This window comes from Geodermatophilus sp. SYSU D00696 (genome assembly GCF_054050235.1).
This window is the reverse complement of the sequence record NZ_JBJGYY010000003.1, coordinates 69,016-85,347: the sequence shown is the minus strand read 5'-3', so window position 1 is coordinate 85,347 and position 16,332 is coordinate 69,016. Positions and strand designations below refer to the sequence as shown.

Annotated in this window: 13 protein-coding genes; 11 read left to right on the top strand and 2 right to left on the bottom strand. The window is 77.5% G+C overall.

Annotation, left to right across the window (positions count from 1 at the left end; translation table 11 throughout):
• Positions 1–241: 241 nt before the first annotated feature.
• Complete coding sequence (locus tag ACI79O_RS03480) at positions 242–892, top strand: ferritin-like fold-containing protein (protein WP_456874425.1); 651 nt, start codon at positions 242–244, stop codon at positions 890–892.
• A gap of 60 nt (positions 893–952) precedes the next feature.
• Here ACI79O_RS03480 and ACI79O_RS03475 read toward each other — a convergent pair whose 3' ends face one another.
• Positions 953–1,189 (bottom strand): DUF3107 domain-containing protein, encoded by a 237-nt coding sequence (locus ACI79O_RS03475; RefSeq protein WP_089402287.1) that lies wholly within the window; start codon positions 1,187–1,189, stop codon positions 953–955.
• A gap of 97 nt (positions 1,190–1,286) precedes the next feature.
• Positions 1,287–1,928 carry a TetR/AcrR family transcriptional regulator gene (locus tag ACI79O_RS03470; protein ID WP_456887876.1) on the bottom strand — a complete coding sequence of 214 codons (642 nt, stop codon included), beginning with the start codon at positions 1,926–1,928 and terminating at the stop codon, positions 1,287–1,289.
• Between the two features lie 68 nt (positions 1,929–1,996).
• Between ACI79O_RS03470 and ACI79O_RS03465 the strand changes: the two genes are divergently transcribed.
• From ACI79O_RS03465 to ACI79O_RS03420, 10 genes are all read left to right on the top strand, one after another.
• Positions 1,997–3,085 carry an alpha/beta fold hydrolase gene (locus tag ACI79O_RS03465; protein WP_456887877.1) on the top strand — a complete coding sequence of 363 codons (1,089 nt, stop codon included), beginning with the start codon at positions 1,997–1,999 and terminating at the stop codon, positions 3,083–3,085.
• 126 nt (positions 3,086–3,211) lie between these two features.
• Positions 3,212–4,174 carry a DUF3152 domain-containing protein gene (locus ACI79O_RS03460; RefSeq protein WP_456913378.1) on the top strand — a complete coding sequence of 321 codons (963 nt, stop codon included), beginning with the start codon at positions 3,212–3,214 and terminating at the stop codon, positions 4,172–4,174.
• A gap of 120 nt (positions 4,175–4,294) precedes the next feature.
• Positions 4,295–5,233, top strand: coding sequence for an ATP-binding cassette domain-containing protein (locus ACI79O_RS03455; protein WP_456913377.1), 939 nt, complete (start codon positions 4,295–4,297; stop codon positions 5,231–5,233).
• The gene (locus tag ACI79O_RS03450; RefSeq protein WP_456887882.1) at positions 5,230–6,870 is read left to right on the top strand and encodes a hypothetical protein; all 1,641 of its coding nucleotides are present in this window, start codon (positions 5,230–5,232) and stop codon (positions 6,868–6,870) included. The genes ACI79O_RS03455 and ACI79O_RS03450 overlap by 4 nt, the downstream gene beginning before the upstream one ends.
• A gap of 105 nt (positions 6,871–6,975) precedes the next feature.
• Positions 6,976–8,136: an adenylyltransferase/sulfurtransferase MoeZ gene (gene moeZ / locus ACI79O_RS03445; RefSeq protein WP_456887883.1), complete on the top strand. Its 1,161-nt coding sequence runs from the start codon at positions 6,976–6,978 to the stop codon at positions 8,134–8,136.
• Positions 8,137–8,227: 91 nt separating this feature from the next.
• Positions 8,228–8,818: a TIGR03086 family metal-binding protein gene (locus ACI79O_RS03440; protein ID WP_456887885.1), complete on the top strand. Its 591-nt coding sequence runs from the start codon at positions 8,228–8,230 to the stop codon at positions 8,816–8,818.
• Between the two features lie 3 nt (positions 8,819–8,821).
• Positions 8,822–9,121, top strand: coding sequence for an MGMT family protein (locus ACI79O_RS03435; RefSeq protein ID WP_456887887.1), 300 nt, complete (start codon positions 8,822–8,824; stop codon positions 9,119–9,121).
• A gap of 66 nt (positions 9,122–9,187) precedes the next feature.
• Positions 9,188–12,376: an ATP-dependent helicase gene (locus ACI79O_RS03430; protein WP_456913376.1), complete on the top strand. Its 3,189-nt coding sequence runs from the start codon at positions 9,188–9,190 to the stop codon at positions 12,374–12,376.
• The gene (locus tag ACI79O_RS03425; protein WP_456913375.1) at positions 12,373–15,777 is read left to right on the top strand and encodes an ATP-dependent helicase; all 3,405 of its coding nucleotides are present in this window, start codon (positions 12,373–12,375) and stop codon (positions 15,775–15,777) included. Before ACI79O_RS03430 ends, ACI79O_RS03425 begins: the two co-directional genes overlap by 4 nt.
• Positions 15,778–15,798: 21 nt before the next feature.
• Positions 15,799–16,293 (top strand): GNAT family N-acetyltransferase, encoded by a 495-nt coding sequence (locus ACI79O_RS03420; RefSeq protein WP_456887894.1) that lies wholly within the window; start codon positions 15,799–15,801, stop codon positions 16,291–16,293.
• Positions 16,294–16,332 lie beyond the last annotated feature (39 nt).

Sequence of the window (16,332 nt, the reverse complement as noted above, 5' to 3'; positions counted from 1 at the left end):
GCGGTCGGGTGTCGCGGGATGCGTGTCCAGCGCCGACGCGGCCAGCGGACCGGGGCTCGATCTGCCCCCGGCGACGGCCCGGTGTGCCCGGTCACGGGCTCCTCGGGGCGTCGGCGAGCGATCGTCAGCGCACAGATACCAGCGGACCTGGCGGCCCGCCTGTTCCCATGGTAGCGCGGGGAGCGGTTAGCCTCTGTCGCCGCGCGGGCCGCCCGCCCCCGACCCCACCCGGAGGTGGCACGTGAGCACGGTCGACAGCCGCGCCGTCGTCGACCTGCTCGGCGTGCTGGCCTACGCCGAGCTGACGGCGTTCGACCGGCTGGCCGAGGACGCCCGGCTGTCTCCGACGCTCGACGGCCGGGCCGCGCTGGCGCGGATGGCCGCCGCCGAGATGGGCCACCACGACCGGCTCGCGGCGCGGCTGCGGGAACTGGGCGCAGACCCCGCCGCGGCGATGGCGCCGTTCGTGCCGGCCCTCGACGGCTTCCACGAGGGCACCCGGCCGCGGACGTGGCTGGAGGGCCTGGTCAAGGCCTACGTCGGGGACGGCCTGGCGGCCGACTTCTACCGCGAGATCGCCGGCTTCCTGCCCGAGCCCGACCGCTCGCTGATCCTCGAGGTGCTCGCCGACACCGGGCACGCGGAGTTCGCCGTCCGCGAGGTGCGTGCCGCCATCCGCTCCCAGCGCGCACTCGCCGGGCGGCTGGCCCTGTGGGGACGGCGGCTGGTCGGGGAGGCGATCTCCCAGTCGCAGGCGGTCATCGCCGAGCGCGAGGGGCTGGCGCAGCTGATCATGGAAGGGACCGGCGACCTCACCGGCATCGCCCGGCTGGTCGACCGGATCACCGCCGCGCACACCGAGCGGATGCGCACCCTCGGCCTCAAGCCCTGACACGACGCAGGGGCGCCCCCGCGGTGCGGGGACGCCCCTGCGGGACGTGCGTCGCCGGAGCTAGGCGCCGGCGACGAAGCCCACCCGGCGCTGGTCGGCCTGCGCGATCTCCACGTAGGCGATCCGGTCGACCGGGACGAGGACGCGGCGGCCCCGCTCGTCCTCAAGGGTCAGCAGCCCGTCCTTCGTGCCGCCGGACATGGCGGAGGCCACGTCGGCAGCGATCTCGTCGGGGGTCTTCGGGCTGTCGACGACCAGCTCCCGGGGGGAGTGCTGGACACCGATCTTGACTTCCACTCGGGATGCCTCCTCGGGTTGCACGGCTGCCGACCACGCTAGTCCAGCGCCGGTCTGCGGGCCCCGTCGCGCGGCTGCGCCGTCAGCGAACGCCTGCTCAGCCCGCCGGGTGCTCGCCCTCGACCCGGGGGAACCCCGAGATGCCGCGCCACGCCAGCGCCGACATGAGCGACACCGCCTCGTCGCGCGGGACGGTGCCCTTCTGCGCCAGCCACCACCGGGCGCTGGTCTCGGCCAGCCCGGTCAGCCCCGAGGCCAGCAGGTGCGCCTGCTCCGGCGGGCTGCCGGTGTCGCCGGCGATGACCTCCGCGATCGCCTCGACGCAGGCGCGGTTCCCGCGGTCGACCAACGCCCGCACGTCCTCGTCGTTGCGCAGGTCGGACTCGAAGACCAGGCGGAAGGCGCCGCCCTCGGCGTCGACGAAGTCGAAGTAGGCGCCCACCGCGCCCTGCACCCGCTGCCGGTTGTCCTCGGTGCCGCCCATCGCCTCGCCCAGCCGCTCGGTGAGCTCGGTGACCTGCTGCTCCAACAGCGCCAGGTACAGCTCCCGCTTGCCGGGGAAGTGCTGGTACAGCACGGGCTTGCTGACGCCGGCGCGGTCGGCGATGTCGTCCATCGCGGCGGCGTGGAAGCCCTGCGCGACGAAGACCTCCTGCGCCGCCTGCAGCAGCTGCAGCCGCCGGGCGCCGCGCGGCAACCGCGAGGTGCGGCGGGCGGGGACCGGACGGGAGGACTGCATGGCGCCGGGGATGTTACCGGCGGGTCACCCGGCGCACGCGCCGCGGCCGCCTGGCATACCGTCGCCGGGTGCCCGAGGCCCGCCGAGCGCGCACCCGCCGGACCCCCGCGCCCCCCACGGTGGCGCCGCTCTCCACCGCCCGCCTCTCGACGGCGGACCTGACCGTCCCCGCCGCCCCGCCCGCCGCCTGGCCCGGGAGGGAGGTGCCGGTCACCGGCGGCACGGTCTTCGTGCGCACCACGCCCGGCACCGGCCCGGCCGACGGGCCGCGCGAGCGGGCGGTGTACGTGCACGGCCTGGGCGGCGCCTCGACCAACTGGACCGACCTGGCGGGGCTGCTGGCGGTGCGCTGCGAGGGCTGGGCGCCCGACCTGCCCGGCTTCGGCCGCTCGCAGCCGCCGCCGTCGGGCTCCTACTCGGTGCGCGGTCACGTCCGCGCCGTCGTCGACGTCCTCGAGCACGTCGTGGCGCAGCCGGGCGAGGCGCAGGGCCGCCCGGTGCACCTGCTGGGCAACAGCCTCGGCGGGCTGGTCAGCCTGGTCGCCGCCGCCCGCCGTCCCGACCTGGTCGCCACCCTGACGCTGGTCTCGCCGGCCATGCCGGTCTACCGCGTGCCGCAGGCCTTCGGCCGGGCGCTGCTGCTGCTCCTGCTCCCGGGGGTGCCCACCCTCGCCGAGCGGCGGCTGGCCCGCGTGACGCCCGAGCAGTCGGTGCGCGGCGTGCTGGCGATGTGCTTCGGCGAGCCCGCCCGGGTGCCGCGCGAGCGCCTCGACGCCGCCGTCGAGGAGGCGCGGGAGCGCGCCGCCCAGGCCTGGGCCAACCGGTCGCTCGCCCGCAGCATGCGCGGCCTGCTCACCTCCTACCTGCGGGTCGGCCGGGCCAACGCCTGGCGGCTGGCCCGTTCGCTGCGGATGCCGACGCTGGTGGTCTGGGGCGACCGCGACCGGCTCGTCGACCCGCGCCTCGCGCCGCGCCTGGCCGCCACCGTGCGCGACGCCCGGCTGCTGGTGCTCGAGACGGTCGGGCACGTGGCCATGCTCGAGGCGCCCGAGGAGACGGCGCGGGCGGTGCTCGGCCTGCTCGAGGACGCCGGGCGGCCGGACGAGCGGCCCGCGCCGGGCAGTGGGACGAGCACGCCGGAGGCCCGGGCCGGCTGACCCGCCCGACGCGCCCTTCCCCGCGACGCGCCCGGCGGGCCGCGGCGGCGTGAGAACCTGACCCCGAGGCGCGCGATGCCACCCGGGGCGCGGCGCGACGGCAGGACGACCGCGAGGAGGCGGCACGTGGCAGGTCCGCCGCCCGGCCGGCGCCCCGGCGCCCCGCTGCGGCCGGTACCCGAGCCGGTGCGCCGCCGGCCTCCGGTCCCGCCCGCACCCCCGCCGGGGCGCCGTCCTCCGTCCGGTGAGGTCGCCGCCCGACCGCCCGCGCCGCGCCGCCGGCGGCCCGGCCGGCTGCGCCGCTTCGTCGCCCGGCACGGCTGGCGCGCCTACGCCATCCCGCTGCTGACGGTGGCCACCGTCCTGGCCCTGGTCGACGTGGTCACCGCCGGGCGGGCCACCTCCTCACCGGCCCCCGCAGCGAGCCCGGCGACGTCGTCGGCGGCCCCGACCGCCGGGTCGACCGCGCCGTCCACCGCCGCCACGACCCCGCCGCCCGCGCCGGCCGAGGGCGACGCCGGCCCGACCGGCCTCCCCACGGCCGCGGCCGGGACCTACGTCGAGCAGGGCGCGGGCACCGTGACCGTGGTGCCCGGCTCCTCCGGCGTCTACGGCAGCGGGCCGCTGCAGCGGTTCGTCGTCGAGGTCGAGGACGGCATCGGCGTGGACGCCGCGGCCTTCGCCGCCGCGGTCGAGGCGACCCTGGGCGACCCGCGGTCCTGGGGCAACGGCGGCCGGATGGCCTTCCAGCGCGTCGACGCCACCGACCCGGGCGCCTACGAGTTCCGGGTGAGCCTGGTCAGCCCCGGGAGCATGGAGCGCTACTGCCCGGGCGTGGGCACCGGCGGCTACACCTCCTGCCGGTACGGCGAGCGCGCGGTCATCAACCTCGCCCGCTGGGAGACCGCCGTCCCGCACTACGACGGCGACATCGCGACCTACCGCCAGTACGTGGTCAACCACGAGGTCGGCCACGCGCTGGGCAACGGCCACCAGCCGTGCCCGGGGCCGGGTCTGCCCGCGCCGGTCATGCAGCAGCAGACGCTCGGTCTCGACGGCTGCGCGAGGAACGCCTGGCCCTTCCCCTGACCGGCCCGGTCGGGGTGACCAAGGTCCTCCCCGGGGCGGGCCCCGGGCACTACGCTGCTCGGCGGTGCGCCGGGAAGCCTGGTCGGCAGTCGTGGTCCCTACGGCTCCGATCGGAGTGCCATGGCCGAGTCCGCCACGCCCGAGTCCGCTCCGCCCCGGTCCGCTCCGCCCGCCGTCCTGTTCGAGGCCCTGGGCAAGCGCTTCGGCGCCACCCGAGCCGTGGTCGACCTGTCGCTGTCGGTCCCCGCGGGGGAGGTCTTCGGCTTCCTCGGGCCCAACGGCGCCGGCAAGTCCACGACCATCCGCATGCTGCTGGGCCTGCTGCGGCCCACCACCGGCCGGGCCGAGGTCTTCGGCGACCCGGCGGACGACGTCGAGCGGGCGCACCGCCACCTCGCGTACGTGCCGGCCGACGTCGCGCTGTGGCCAGGGCTCACCGGCCGCGAGTGCCTCGACCTGCTCGCCGGCGTGGGACCGGGCACCGACCTGCCCTACCGCGACGAGCTCGTCGAGCGGTTCGCCCTGGACCCCGGCAAGCGGGCGCGCGCCTACTCCACCGGCAACCGGCAGAAGGTGGCCCTGGTCGCGGCCTTCGCCACCCGGGCGCCCCTGCTGGTGCTCGACGAGCCGACCAGCGGCCTGGACCCGCTCATGGAGCGTGAGTTCCGGCGCTGCATCGCCGAGGCCGCCGAGCGGGGACAGACGGTGTTCCTCAGCTCCCACCAGCTGGCCGAGGTCGAGGCGGTCTGCACCCGGGTGGGCATCCTGCGGGCCGGCCGGCTGGTCGAGGTCGCCGGGCTGGAGGAGCTGCGCCGGCTCCGCCGCTCGGAGGTCACCGTCGAGCTCGCCCGCCCCGCGCCCGGCCTCGAGCGGATCGCCGTGCTGCCCGGGGTGGCCGACGTCCGCTGGACGACGCCCCTGCAGCTCACCCTCGCCCTGACCGGTCCGCCCGGCGCGGTGCTGCGCGCCCTCGGCGAGGCCGACGTGGTGCGCCTCGACGTCCGGGAGGCCTCCCTCGAGGAGATCTTCCTCGACTACTACGGGCGGGCCGCGGCATGACGACCCGGACGCCCTCGCGGGTCACCGGGGTCCGGCGGCCGGCCGCGCCGGCCTCCCCGCGCACCGTCGTCCGCCGCGCGGCGGTCCGCGAGGTGCGCCGGGGGACCCTCGTCGTGGCGGTGCTCTGCGGCGGGCTGACCGCGTTCGTGGCCCAGCAGTACGAGCAGACGTTCAGCGGCGCGGTCGGGCTCGACTCGCTCACGGCGCTCGCCGACAACCCGGCGATCCGGACCCTCTTCGGGCCACCGCTGGCCCTCGACGACCCCGGCGGCTTCACCGTGTGGCGCACCGGCACGGTCGCGGCGGTGCTCGCGGGGGTGTGGGCCGCGCTGGCCGGCACGCGGGTCACCCGGGGCGAGGAGGACGCCGGCCGGACCGACCTGCTGCTCGCCGGCCGGGTCCGGCTCGCCACGCTGGTCCGCACCACGCTCGGCGTGCTGCTCGCCGCCGGCGCCGTCGTCGGCGCCGCCGTGGTCGCGGGCATGCTGCTGGCCGGCACCGCGCCGGCCGGCGCGGTGCTGTTCGGGGCGCTCGTCGGCGGCACCGCCATGGCCGGCGGCGCGCTCGGGGTGCTCACCGGGCAGCTGCTGGGCGACCGGCGCGGAGCCTCCGGGCTCGCCGTCGCGGTCCTGCTCGCCGGCCTGCTGGCCCGCATGGTCGGTGACGGCGTCGCGGCCCTGGCGTGGCTGCAGTGGCTCAGCCCGTTCGGGCTGCTCGGCCGGGTGGCCCCGTACGCCCACGACCGCTGGGCCCCACTGCTGGTCCTCGCCGTCCTGGTCGCCGTGCCGGCCGTCCTGGCCGCGATCCTGGCCGGGGCGCGCGACGTCGGCGCCGGCCGGTGGCAGGGCCGGGACCGGGCCCGCCCGCCGAGCCGGCTGCTGCGCTCGCTGCCCGGGTTCGCGGTGCACCGGACCCGCCGCGCGACGCTGACCTGGTCGCTGGGCGTGGGGGCCTACTTCCTGCTCATCGGCCTGCTGGCCACCGCGATGCTGGACTTCCTGCGGGACAACCCGGTCTTCGCCGAGATGGCGGCCGCCGCCGGCTTCTCCCGGCTGGCCTCGGTCGAGGGCTACGCGGCCTCCCTGTTCACCCTGCTCGCGGTGCCCGTCGGCGCGTACGCCGCCGCGCGGATCGCCTCCGTCGCCGCCGACGAGTCGGCGTCCCGGCTCACCCTGCTGTACTCCCGGCCGGTCGGGCGGGTGCGATGGGTGACCTGGGAGGCCGCGACCGTCGCCGTCGGCACCGTCGTCGTCGCGGCCACCGCGGGCCTGACCACCTGGGCCGGGGCGTCCTGGGTCGGGGCCGGGCTCGGCCTCGGTGACGCCCTCGCCGGCGCGCTGTCGGTGGTCCCGGTCGCGCTGCTGTGCCTCGGTGCCGCGCTGCTGGCGCTGGGCCTGGCGCCGCAGGCCGTGCTCGCCATCGGGGTCCTGCCCGCCGCCGGGGGGTACCTGCTGCTGGTGCTCGCCGACAGCTTCGGCTGGCCGTCGTGGGTGCGCGGGATCTCCCCGTTCGCGCACCTGGCGGCGGTCCCCGCCGAGCCGGTGGACGTCGCCGGTGCCGTCGGCATGCTGGTCACCGCTCTGGTGCTCGCGGTCGCCGGGCTCGCCGCGTACGCGCGCCGGGACCTGCGCGGCTGAGGCCCTCGCTCCGGGGCTCGCGACGGGGGAACAGCGGCGCCTGGGACGCTGTTGTCCGCACGAACACCGGCCCGTGCCGGAGTCCGCGAACCAAGAGGAGCAAGCGTGTCCCTGCCGCCCCTGGTCGAGCCCGCTGCCGACCTGTCGATCGACGAGGTGCGCCGGTACAGCCGCCACCTGATCATCCCGGACGTCGGGATGGACGGGCAGAAGCGCCTGAAGAACGCCAAGGTGCTGGCCGTGGGCGCCGGTGGCCTGGGCTCGCCGGTCCTCATGTACCTGGCCGCGGCCGGCGTCGGCACGCTGGGCATCGTCGAGTTCGACGTCGTCGACGAGTCGAACCTGCAGCGCCAGATCATCCACGGCGCCTCCGACGTGGGCCGGTCGAAGGCGGAGAGCGCGCGCGACTCGATCAAGGAGATCAACCCGCTGGTCGACGTGCGCCTGCACGAGACGCGGCTGGACAGCGACAACGTGCTCGAGATCTTCGGCCAGTACGACCTGATCGTCGACGGCACCGACAACTTCGCCACGCGCTACCTGGTCAACGACGCGTGCGTGCTGCTCGGCAAGCCCTACGTGTGGGGCTCGATCTACCGCTTCGACGGACAGGTGTCGGTCTTCTGGGCCGAGCACGGGCCCAACTACCGCGACCTCTACCCGGTGCCCCCGCCGCCCGGGATGGTCCCCTCCTGCGCCGAGGGCGGCGTGCTGGGCGTGCTGTGCGCGACCATCGGCGCCATCCAGGCCACCGAGGCGGTCAAGCTCATCACCGGCATCGGCGAGACGCTGCTGGGCCGGCTGATGGTCTACGACGCCCTGGAGATGACCTTCCGCACGATCAAGGTGCGCAAGGACCCCGAGGCCGAGCCGATCACCGGGCTCATCGACTACGAGGCGTTCTGCGGCGTCGTCTCCGACGAGGCGCAGGCCGCCGCCGCCGGCTCGACGATCACCGTCGACGAGCTCAAGGACATGATCGACGCCGACAAGGACTTCGAGCTGATCGACGTCCGGGAGCCCAACGAGTACGAGATCGTGTCCATCCCGGGCGCCAAGCTGATCCCGAAGGACGAGATCCTCTCCGGCCGGGCGCTCTCGCAGCTGCCGCAGGACAAGCCGATCGTGCTGCACTGCAAGACCGGTGTCCGCTCGGCCGAGGTGCTCGCCGCGGTCAAGAACGCGGGCTTCTCCGACGCCGTCCACGTCCAGGGCGGCGTGACCGCGTGGGCGACCCGCATCGACAAGACGCTGCCCACGTATTGATCGGTCCCGTGCCGAGGTGCCTCGGCGCGCCGCCAGGGCCCGGCACCCCGCAGCGGGTGCCGGGCCCTCGGCGTCCGTGTTGACTGGCCGCGTGCCCGAGCCGACGCCGTCCCCGACCGAGCTGCTGGAGCTCTTCCAGCGTGCACAGGCCACGTTCACCGACCGGGTCGACGCCGTGGAACCCGGGCAGTGGGACCTCGAGGCGCTGCCCGGCTGGACCGTCGCCGACCTGGTCGCGCACCTCGTCGGCGAGGCGCACTGGGTGCCCGGCCTGCTGGCCGGCGAGCCGCTCGACGACGTCGCCGCGCGGGTGCCCGCGGGCACCGACCCGCTGCTCGCCCCCGACCCGCTGACCGCGTGGGAGGCCGCGGCCGACGAGGCGCTGGCCGCCGTCGCCGGCGCCGACCTGGCCGACGGCACCGTGCAGCTGTCCCGCGGGCCCGCCCCGGCGTGGGAGTACGTCGACGAGCTGACCGCCGACCTCACCGTGCACTCCTGGGACCTCGCCCGCGCCACCGGCGGTGACGCGACACTCGACCCGGCGCTGGTCCGCGCCGCCGGGCGGCTCGCCGCCCGGCTGCCGCGCGACGGGGTGCCCGGCCTCTTCTCCGCACCGGTCCCGGTCCCCGCCGACGCGTCGCCCCAGGTCCGGCTGCTGGCCCGGTTCGGCCGCCGGGCGTGACCCGTGGGCGCCGCTGACGCCGACCCCGCAGACGTCGACGAGGCGGTCTTCGACGTCGTCGAGCGCATCCCGCCGGGCCGGGTGAGCACCTACGGCGCGATCGGCCGGCTGGTCGGCGTCGGGCCGCGCCGGGTCGCCCGCGCGCTGTCCTCCGGCGGGGCGGCGGTGCCCTGGTACCGGGTGGTCCGCGCCGACGGCACCTGCGCGGAGCCGGTGCGGGTCGAGCAGCTCGGGCGGCTCGCGGCCGAGGGCGTGCCGGTGCGCGGCGGGCGGGTCGACCTCGACGCCGTCCGCTGGCCGTGAGCCCCGGGCGACCGACGTGACCGACGGCTCCCTGACGGTGTCGGCCGCGCGTGGTGTCATCGGAGGGTGGCGGTACGGGGGGACGAGGCGGCACCGGTCTACCGGCTGGTGCAGCCGGCGGCGGGAACGGCGCCGCGGCCGGTGCTCGACCCCACCCAGCAGGCCGTCGTCGACCACCCGGGCGGGCCGCTGCTGGTGCTGGCCGGCCCCGGCACGGGCAAGACGACGACGATCGTCGAGGCGGTCGCCGCGCGCATCGACCGCGGCGTCGACCCCGAGCAGATCCTCGTCCTGACCTTCAGCCGCCGGGCCGCCGCCGAGCTGCGCGAGCGGGTCACCGCGCGGGTCGCCCGCACCATCCGCGAGCCGCTGGCCCGCACCTTCCACTCCTACGCCTACGGGGTGCTGCGCCGTGCGGCGCTGCTGCGCGGGGAGGCCCCGCCCCGCCTGCTCACCGCCGCCGAGCAGGACGCCGTCGTCGCCGAGCTGCTGCGCGGTGACGTCGCCGGCGAGGGCGCGGTGCGCTGGCCGGCGTCCCTGCTGCCCGCGCTGTCGACGGCCGGGTTCCGCGACGAGCTGCGCGACCTGCTGCTGCGGGCCACCGAGCGCGGCGTAGGCCCCGAGACGCTGGCCGAGTGGGCCCGCGAGACCGGGACCGAGGCCTGGCTGCACGCGGCGGCGTTCCAGGAGCAGTACGAGGCGGTGACCGCGTTCTCCACCGCCGGCGGCGGCGACGCGTCCGGCTACGACCCCGCCGAGCTGGTCCGGGCCGCGATCGCCGAGCTCGAGGACGACCCCGCGCTGCTGCGCGCCGAACGGGAGCGGGCCCGCTGGCTGTTCGTCGACGAGTACCAGGACACCGACCCGGCGCAGGTCGAGCTGCTGCAACTGCTCGCCGGCGGCGGGGGCGACCTGGTCGTGGTCGGCGACCCCGACCAGGCGATCTACGCCTTCCGCGGCGCCGAGCCGCGCGGCATCGTCGAGTTCCCCGACCGCTTCCGCACCGTCACCGGCCGGCCCGCGCCGCGGCTGTCGCTGGGGGTGTGCCGCCGCTCGGGCCCGGCGCTGCTGGCGGTCAGCCGCCGGGTCGCCGAGGCGCTGCCCGGACCGTGGGAGCACCGCCGGCTGGCCGCCGCCGAGGGCACCGACGAGGGCGCCGCGGAGGTGCACGTCTTCGGGTCCGCGGCGGTCGAGGCCGCCTACGTCGCCGACACGCTGCGCCGCGCGCACCTCGTCGACGGCGTCCCGTGGTCGGGGATGGCCGTCGTCGTGCGCACCGCGCTGGCCATCGGGCCGCTGCGGCGGGCGCTGACCGCGGCCGGCGTCCCGGTCGAGGTGGCGAGCGACGACCTCCCGCTGGCCGCGCAGCCCGCCGTCGCGCCGCTGCTGGCCGCGCTCACCGCGCTGCTGCCGCGGCCGGGCGCCGAGCCCGGCACGCTGGCGCTGGACGAGCCCGGCGCCGAGGCGCTGCTGGCCTCCCCGCTGGGCGGCGCCACCGTGCTCGACCTGCGCCGGCTGCGCCGCGCGGTGCGGATCGCCCAGGCCCAGCGGGGGGTCGACGCCGACGAGCGCGGCGCGCCGCTGGCCACCGCGCTCGCCGACGAGGCGCTGCTCGAGGAACTGCCCGAGGCCGTCGCCCGCCCGGCCCGCAGGGTCGCCGGGGTGCTGGCCGCCGGCCGCGTGGCGCTGGCCCGCGACGGGTCGGCCGAGGACGTGCTGTGGGCGATGTGGCAGCGCAGCGGCCTGGCCGGCCGGTGGGCGCGGGCCAGCGCCGCCGGTGGGTCGGCCGGGGCGGTCGCCGACCGCGACCTCGACGCCGTCGTCGCGCTGTTCGACGCCGCCGCCGGCTTCGTCGACCGGCTGCCCTCGGCCACCGTCGGCGCGTTCGTCGAGCACCTCACGGCCCAGCAGCTGCCCGGGCTGGCCGACGCCGGCCGCGGATCGGTGGCCGAGGCGGTCCGGCTGCTCACCGCGCACGCCGCCAAGGGTCTGGAGTGGGACGTCGTCTGCGTGGCCGGCGTGCAGGAGGGGATCTGGCCCGACCTGCGCGACCGCGGCACGCTGCTGGGCACCGAGCTGCTCGTCGAGCGGGTGGCCGGGATCGACGGCGCGGTGGTCGACCGGCGCACGCAGATGCTGGCCGAGGAGCGGCGGCTGTTCTACGTCGCCTGCACCCGCGCCCGCCGCCGGCTCGTGGTCACCGCCGTCGAGGGGGCGCTCGACGGGCCCGACGCCGGCGCCACCGCCTCCCGCTTCCTCGACCTCGTCGCCGCCCCGCCCGACGACGGCCGGCCGTTGACGCCGCTGCCCCGCTCGCTCACCCTGCCGGCGCTGGTCGCCGAGCTGCGGCGGGCGGTCAGCGACCCGCAGACCGGGCCGGCCCGCCGGTCGGCCGCCGCCGCGGTGCTGCGCCGGCTGGCCGACGACGGCGTGCCGGGCGCCTCCCCGGCCGACTGGTGGGGCCTGGCGCCGCTGTCCGACGACGCCCCGCTGGTGCCCGACGGCGAGCCGGTGCGGGTGCGCCCGTCGGCGATCGAGACCTTCCAGCGGTGCCCCCTCACGTGGGTGCTCGGCGCGGTCGGTGCCGAGGCCTCGCCCGACAGCACGCGCACCGTCGGCTCGGCGGTGCACGCCGTCGCGCAGCGGGTGGCCGAGGGGCTCGCCGCGGCCGAGGCGCGGGCGGCGCTGGCCGAGGAGCTCGACCGGCTCGACCTCGGTCCCGGCTGGGCCGACCAGCGACAGCGGATCGCCGCCCGCGACATGCTCGAGCGCTTCCTCGGCTGGCACGCCGCCAACCGCCGCGAGCTGCTGGCCGCGGAGGCCGACTTCGACGTCACGGTGGGCCGCGCCCGGATCCGCGGCCAGGTCGACCGGCTCGAGCGCGACGGCGCCGGGCGGCTGGTCGTCGTCGACCTCAAGACCGGCCGCACCCAGGCCAAGGACATCGACACCCACGGCCAGCTGGCCGCCTACCAGGTCGCCGTCGCCGCCGGTGCCTTCGGCGACCACGGCGACGCCCCCGGCGGGGCGGCGCTGCTGCAGGTCGGTTCCGGGCAGAAGGCCAAGGAGCAGGCGCAGGACCCGCTGCCCGCCGACGTCCCGGTGGCCGACAGCTGGGCCGGGCAGCTCGTCGCGCAGGTGAGCGACGGCATGGGTGCGGCCACCTTCGAGGTGCGCACCGGCAGCCACTGCGCGCGCTGCCCGGCCCGGCGCAGCTGCCCGCTGCACGAGCGCGGCCGGCAGGTCACCTCGTGAGCCGGCGGACGCCGGCCCCGGTCGAGGACCAGCTCGCCTTCGACGACGCACTGTTCGGCGCGGCGCCCGAGCCGGTGCAGCCGCGCCGGGTGCTCACCCCGGCCGAGGTCGCCGCGCGCTGCGGGCTGTCCTACGCGCCGTCCGACGAGCAGGCGCGGGTGGTGTCCGCGCCGGCCGACCGGCCCCTGGTCGTCGTCGCCGGGGCCGGGTCGGGCAAGACCGAGACGATGGCCGCCCGGGTGTGCTGGCTGGTCGCCAACGAGCTGGTGGCCCCCGACGCCGTCCTGGGGCTGACCTTCACCCGCAAGGCCGCCAGCGAGCTCAACGAGCGCATCCGGCTCCGGCTGGCCGCGCTGGCGCGCCACCCGGAGACCGACCCGGGGCTCCGGGAGCGGCTCGCCGTCGCGATGCCGACGGTGTCGACCTACCACGGCTACGCCGCGTCGCTGGTCAGCGAGCACGGGCTGCGGATCGGCGTCGATCCCGGCGCCGGCGTGCTCGGCCCGGCGATGTGCTGGGGACAGGCGTCCTCCGTCGTCTCCGGCTGGACCGGCGACATGTCCGATGTGCCGCTGAGCCCGCTGACCACCGTCGAGGACGTCCTCGCGCTGGCCGGCGAGCTCGGCGAGCACAACATCAGCGCCGACCGGCTGCGGGAGTGGACCGCGCAGCTCGAGCGGCGCATCGCCGGCTACCCCGACGCGAAGGGCAAGCGCGGCCCGTACAAGCCGGTGCTCGACATGCTGGCCCGGCAGCGAGCCCGCGTGGCGCTGCTGCCGCTGGTCGAGGCCTTCGAGGGGCGCAAGCGGGCCGCCGGCGCGATCGACCACTCCGACCAGGTGGCGCTGGCCGCGCGGGTCGCGGTCAGTGCACCCGAGGTCGGCCGCCGGGAGCGCGCCCGCTGGCGGATCGTGCTGCTCGACGAGTACCAGGACACCAGCGTCGGCCAGCTGCGCATGCTCGAGGCGCTGTTCGGCCGCAGCAGCGGGCACCCGGTGCTCGCCGTCGGCGATCCCCGGCAGTCGATCTACGGCTGGCGCGGCGCGTCGGCCGGGACGATCGAGCGGTTCGCCCGCACCTTCCCCGGCGCCCGCGGGAAGGAGGCGCAGCGGCTGACCCTGGCCACCAGCTGGCGCAACGACGGCGCGGTGCTCGCCGTCGCCAACGACGTCGCCGGGCTGTTGCCGGCGCCGGACGTGCCGCTGCCCGACCTCACCCCGGCGCCCGGCGCCGGGCAGGGGCTGGTCACCGCCGGCCTGTACACGACGGTCGCCGAGGAGACCGAGGCGCTGGCCGACCGGCTGGCCGCCTGCTGGCGCGGGGAGGACCCGGACCTGCCGCCCCGCGCCGACGGCCGCCCGCCGACGACGGCGGTGCTGGTGCGCACCCGCAAGCAGCTGCCCGGCATCGCCGCCGCCCTGCGCGCCCGCGGCCTGCCGGTCACCGTGGTGGGCCTGGGCGGGCTGCTGGAGGTGCCCGAGGTGGCCGACGTCGTCGCCACGCTCACCGTGCTCGTCGACCCCACCGCGGGCGACGCGCTGGGCCGGCTGCTCACCGGCGCCCGCTGGCGGATCGGCCCCCGCGACCTCGCCGCCCTCGAGGCCCGCGCCCGCGCGCTGGTGCACTCCCGGAAGCCGGACCCCGAGGACGACGACCCGCGGCCGTCCGAGCGGGGCAGCATCGTCGAGGCGCTCGACGACCTCGGCGACCCGTCGGCCTACTCGGCCGCCGCGCACCGGCGGCTGCGCCGGCTCGGCGCCGAGCTCGCGCACCTGCGCGGTCGGCTGGGCGAGTCGCTGCCGGACATGGTCGACGACGTCGTCCGGGTGCTGGGCCTGGAGACCGAGCTGGCGAGCGCGCCCGGCGCCAGTCCCGGGTCCGCGCGGGCGCACCTGGACGCGCTGCACGCCGTCGCCGCGGAGTTCACCGAGCTGGCCGAGCTGCCGTCACTGCCGGCCTTCCTCGGCTACCTGAAGGACGCCGAGGAGCGCGAGCGGGGGCTCGAGCCCGGCGAGGTCGCGGTCGACCCCGAGTCGATCCAGCTGCTCACCGGGCACTCGGCCAAGGGCCTGGAGTGGGACGTCGTCGCGGTGCCGGGCATGACGGCCGACCAGTTCCCGGCCCGCACCGACACCGCCGACTCCTGGGTCAAGGACCCCGGCGCGGTGCCGGTCGACCTGCGCACCACCGACCGTGCGGAGCTGCCGCAGCTGCGCCTGCCGGTGCCCGGGTCCGGCGACCAGGCCGCGGTGCGCGCCGCCCTCGAGGACTACGTCGAGGAGTGGAAGGACTTCGGCACCGCCGAGGAGATCCGGCTGGGCTACGTCGCGGTGACCCGTGCCAAGCACCTGCTGGTGTGCTCGGGCAGCTGGTGGCGCGAGGGCGTCAAGCCCAACGGCCCGTCGGTGCTGCTGGACACCGTGCGCCGCGCGTGCACCGCCGGCGCCGGCGTCGTCGTCGCCTGGGCCGAGCGGCCGGAGGAGGGCGCCACCAACCCGGCGCTGGAGGAGTGGCCGGTCGGCGTCTGGCCGGCCGACCCGCTGTCCCAGCCGCGCCGGCGCGCGCTCACCGCCGCCGCCGAGCTGGTGGCCGGTGCCGCGCCGCACCCGCTCGACGCCGCGGCCGCCCTCGGCGCCGGTGACCCGGTGGTGGAGCAGTGGGTGCGTGACGCCGACCTGCTGCTGCGCGAGCGGCGCCGCACCGCCCGGCCGAGCGTCGAGGTACCGCTGCCGAGCCACCTGTCGGTCTCCGAGCTGGTCACCCTGCGGCGCGACCCGGCCGAGCTCGCCCGGCGGCTGCGCCGGCCGATGCCCGCCGCGCCCGCGCCGCTGGCCCGCCGCGGCACCGCCTTCCACGCCTGGCTGGAGGAGCGGTTCGGGGTCGCGCGGCTGCTCGACCTCGACGAGCTGCCCGGCTCCGGCGACGAGTCCGCCACGCCGGACGGCGCCCTCGGCGCGCTGCAGGCGGCGTTCCTGGCCAGTCCGTGGGCCGACCGGCAGCCGGTGGAGGTCGAGGTGCCCTTCGAGACGCCGTTGGGCCCGCTCACCCTGCGCGGGCGGATCGACGCGGTGTTCACCGACGGTGCCGGCGGTTTCGAGGTGGTCGACTGGAAGACCGGTCCGCCGCCGTCGGGCGCGGAGCTGTCGGCCGCGGCGGTGCAGCTCGCCGCCTACCGGTTGGGCTGGTCGCGGCTGACCGGGGTCCCCGTCGAGCGGGTGAGTGCCGGGTTCCACCACGTCGCCGCCGGGGTCACCGTGCGCCCGGTCGACCTGCTCGACGAGGCCGGCCTGCTCGCGCTGGTGACCGGCCGCGCGGTCCACGCCCCGCTCCCCGACGACCTGCCGCCCGAGCCGGACGACGACGAGCTGCCCCCGCCGCCGGAGGACCCCGAACTCGGTTGACGGCACCGCCAGCCTGACCGCGTGACCGTCGAGATCCGCGACCTGCGGGACGCCGACGTGGACGCCGTCGTCGCGCTGTCGCTGCGCGCGTGGGCGCCGGTGTTCGCCTCGTTCGAGACCGTCCTCGGGGCTCGCGTGTACCGGCACCTGTACCCCGACTGGTCGCGATCGCAGGCGGCGGCCGTCGAGCGGGTCTGCCGCGACCCGGGGGTGCGCGTCCGGGTGGCCGACGAGGACGGCCGTCCGGTCGGGTTCGTCGCAGTCCTGGTGCACGACGAGTCGTTCGACGAGCCCGACAGCGGGGAGGTCGAGATGCTGGCCGTCGACCCCGCGGCCCAGCGGCGCGGCATCGGCCGCGCGCTGCTCGACGACGGGGTGGAGCAGTTGCGGCGGGCCGGGGTCCGCCTCGTGGCCATCGGCACCGGCGGCGACCCCGGGCACGCCCCCGCCCGGCGGACCTACGAGGCGGCCGGCTTCACCGCCCTGCCGCTGGTGCGCTACTACCGGCTGCTCTGACTGTGCGGCCGGCCGGTCCGCCCGCCGCTCTGGTCACCC

Coding starts and splice junctions, on each gene's coding strand:
- ACI79O_RS03470 (WP_456887876.1), bottom strand. CDS start 1,928: ATGCAGTCCTCCCGTCCGGTCCCCGCCCGCCGCACCTCGCGGTTGCCG.
- ACI79O_RS03450 (WP_456887882.1), top strand. CDS start 5,230: ATGACGACCCGGACGCCCTCGCGGGTCACCGGGGTCCGGCGGCCGGCC.
- ACI79O_RS03455 (WP_456913377.1), top strand. CDS start 4,295: ATGGCCGAGTCCGCCACGCCCGAGTCCGCTCCGCCCCGGTCCGCTCCG.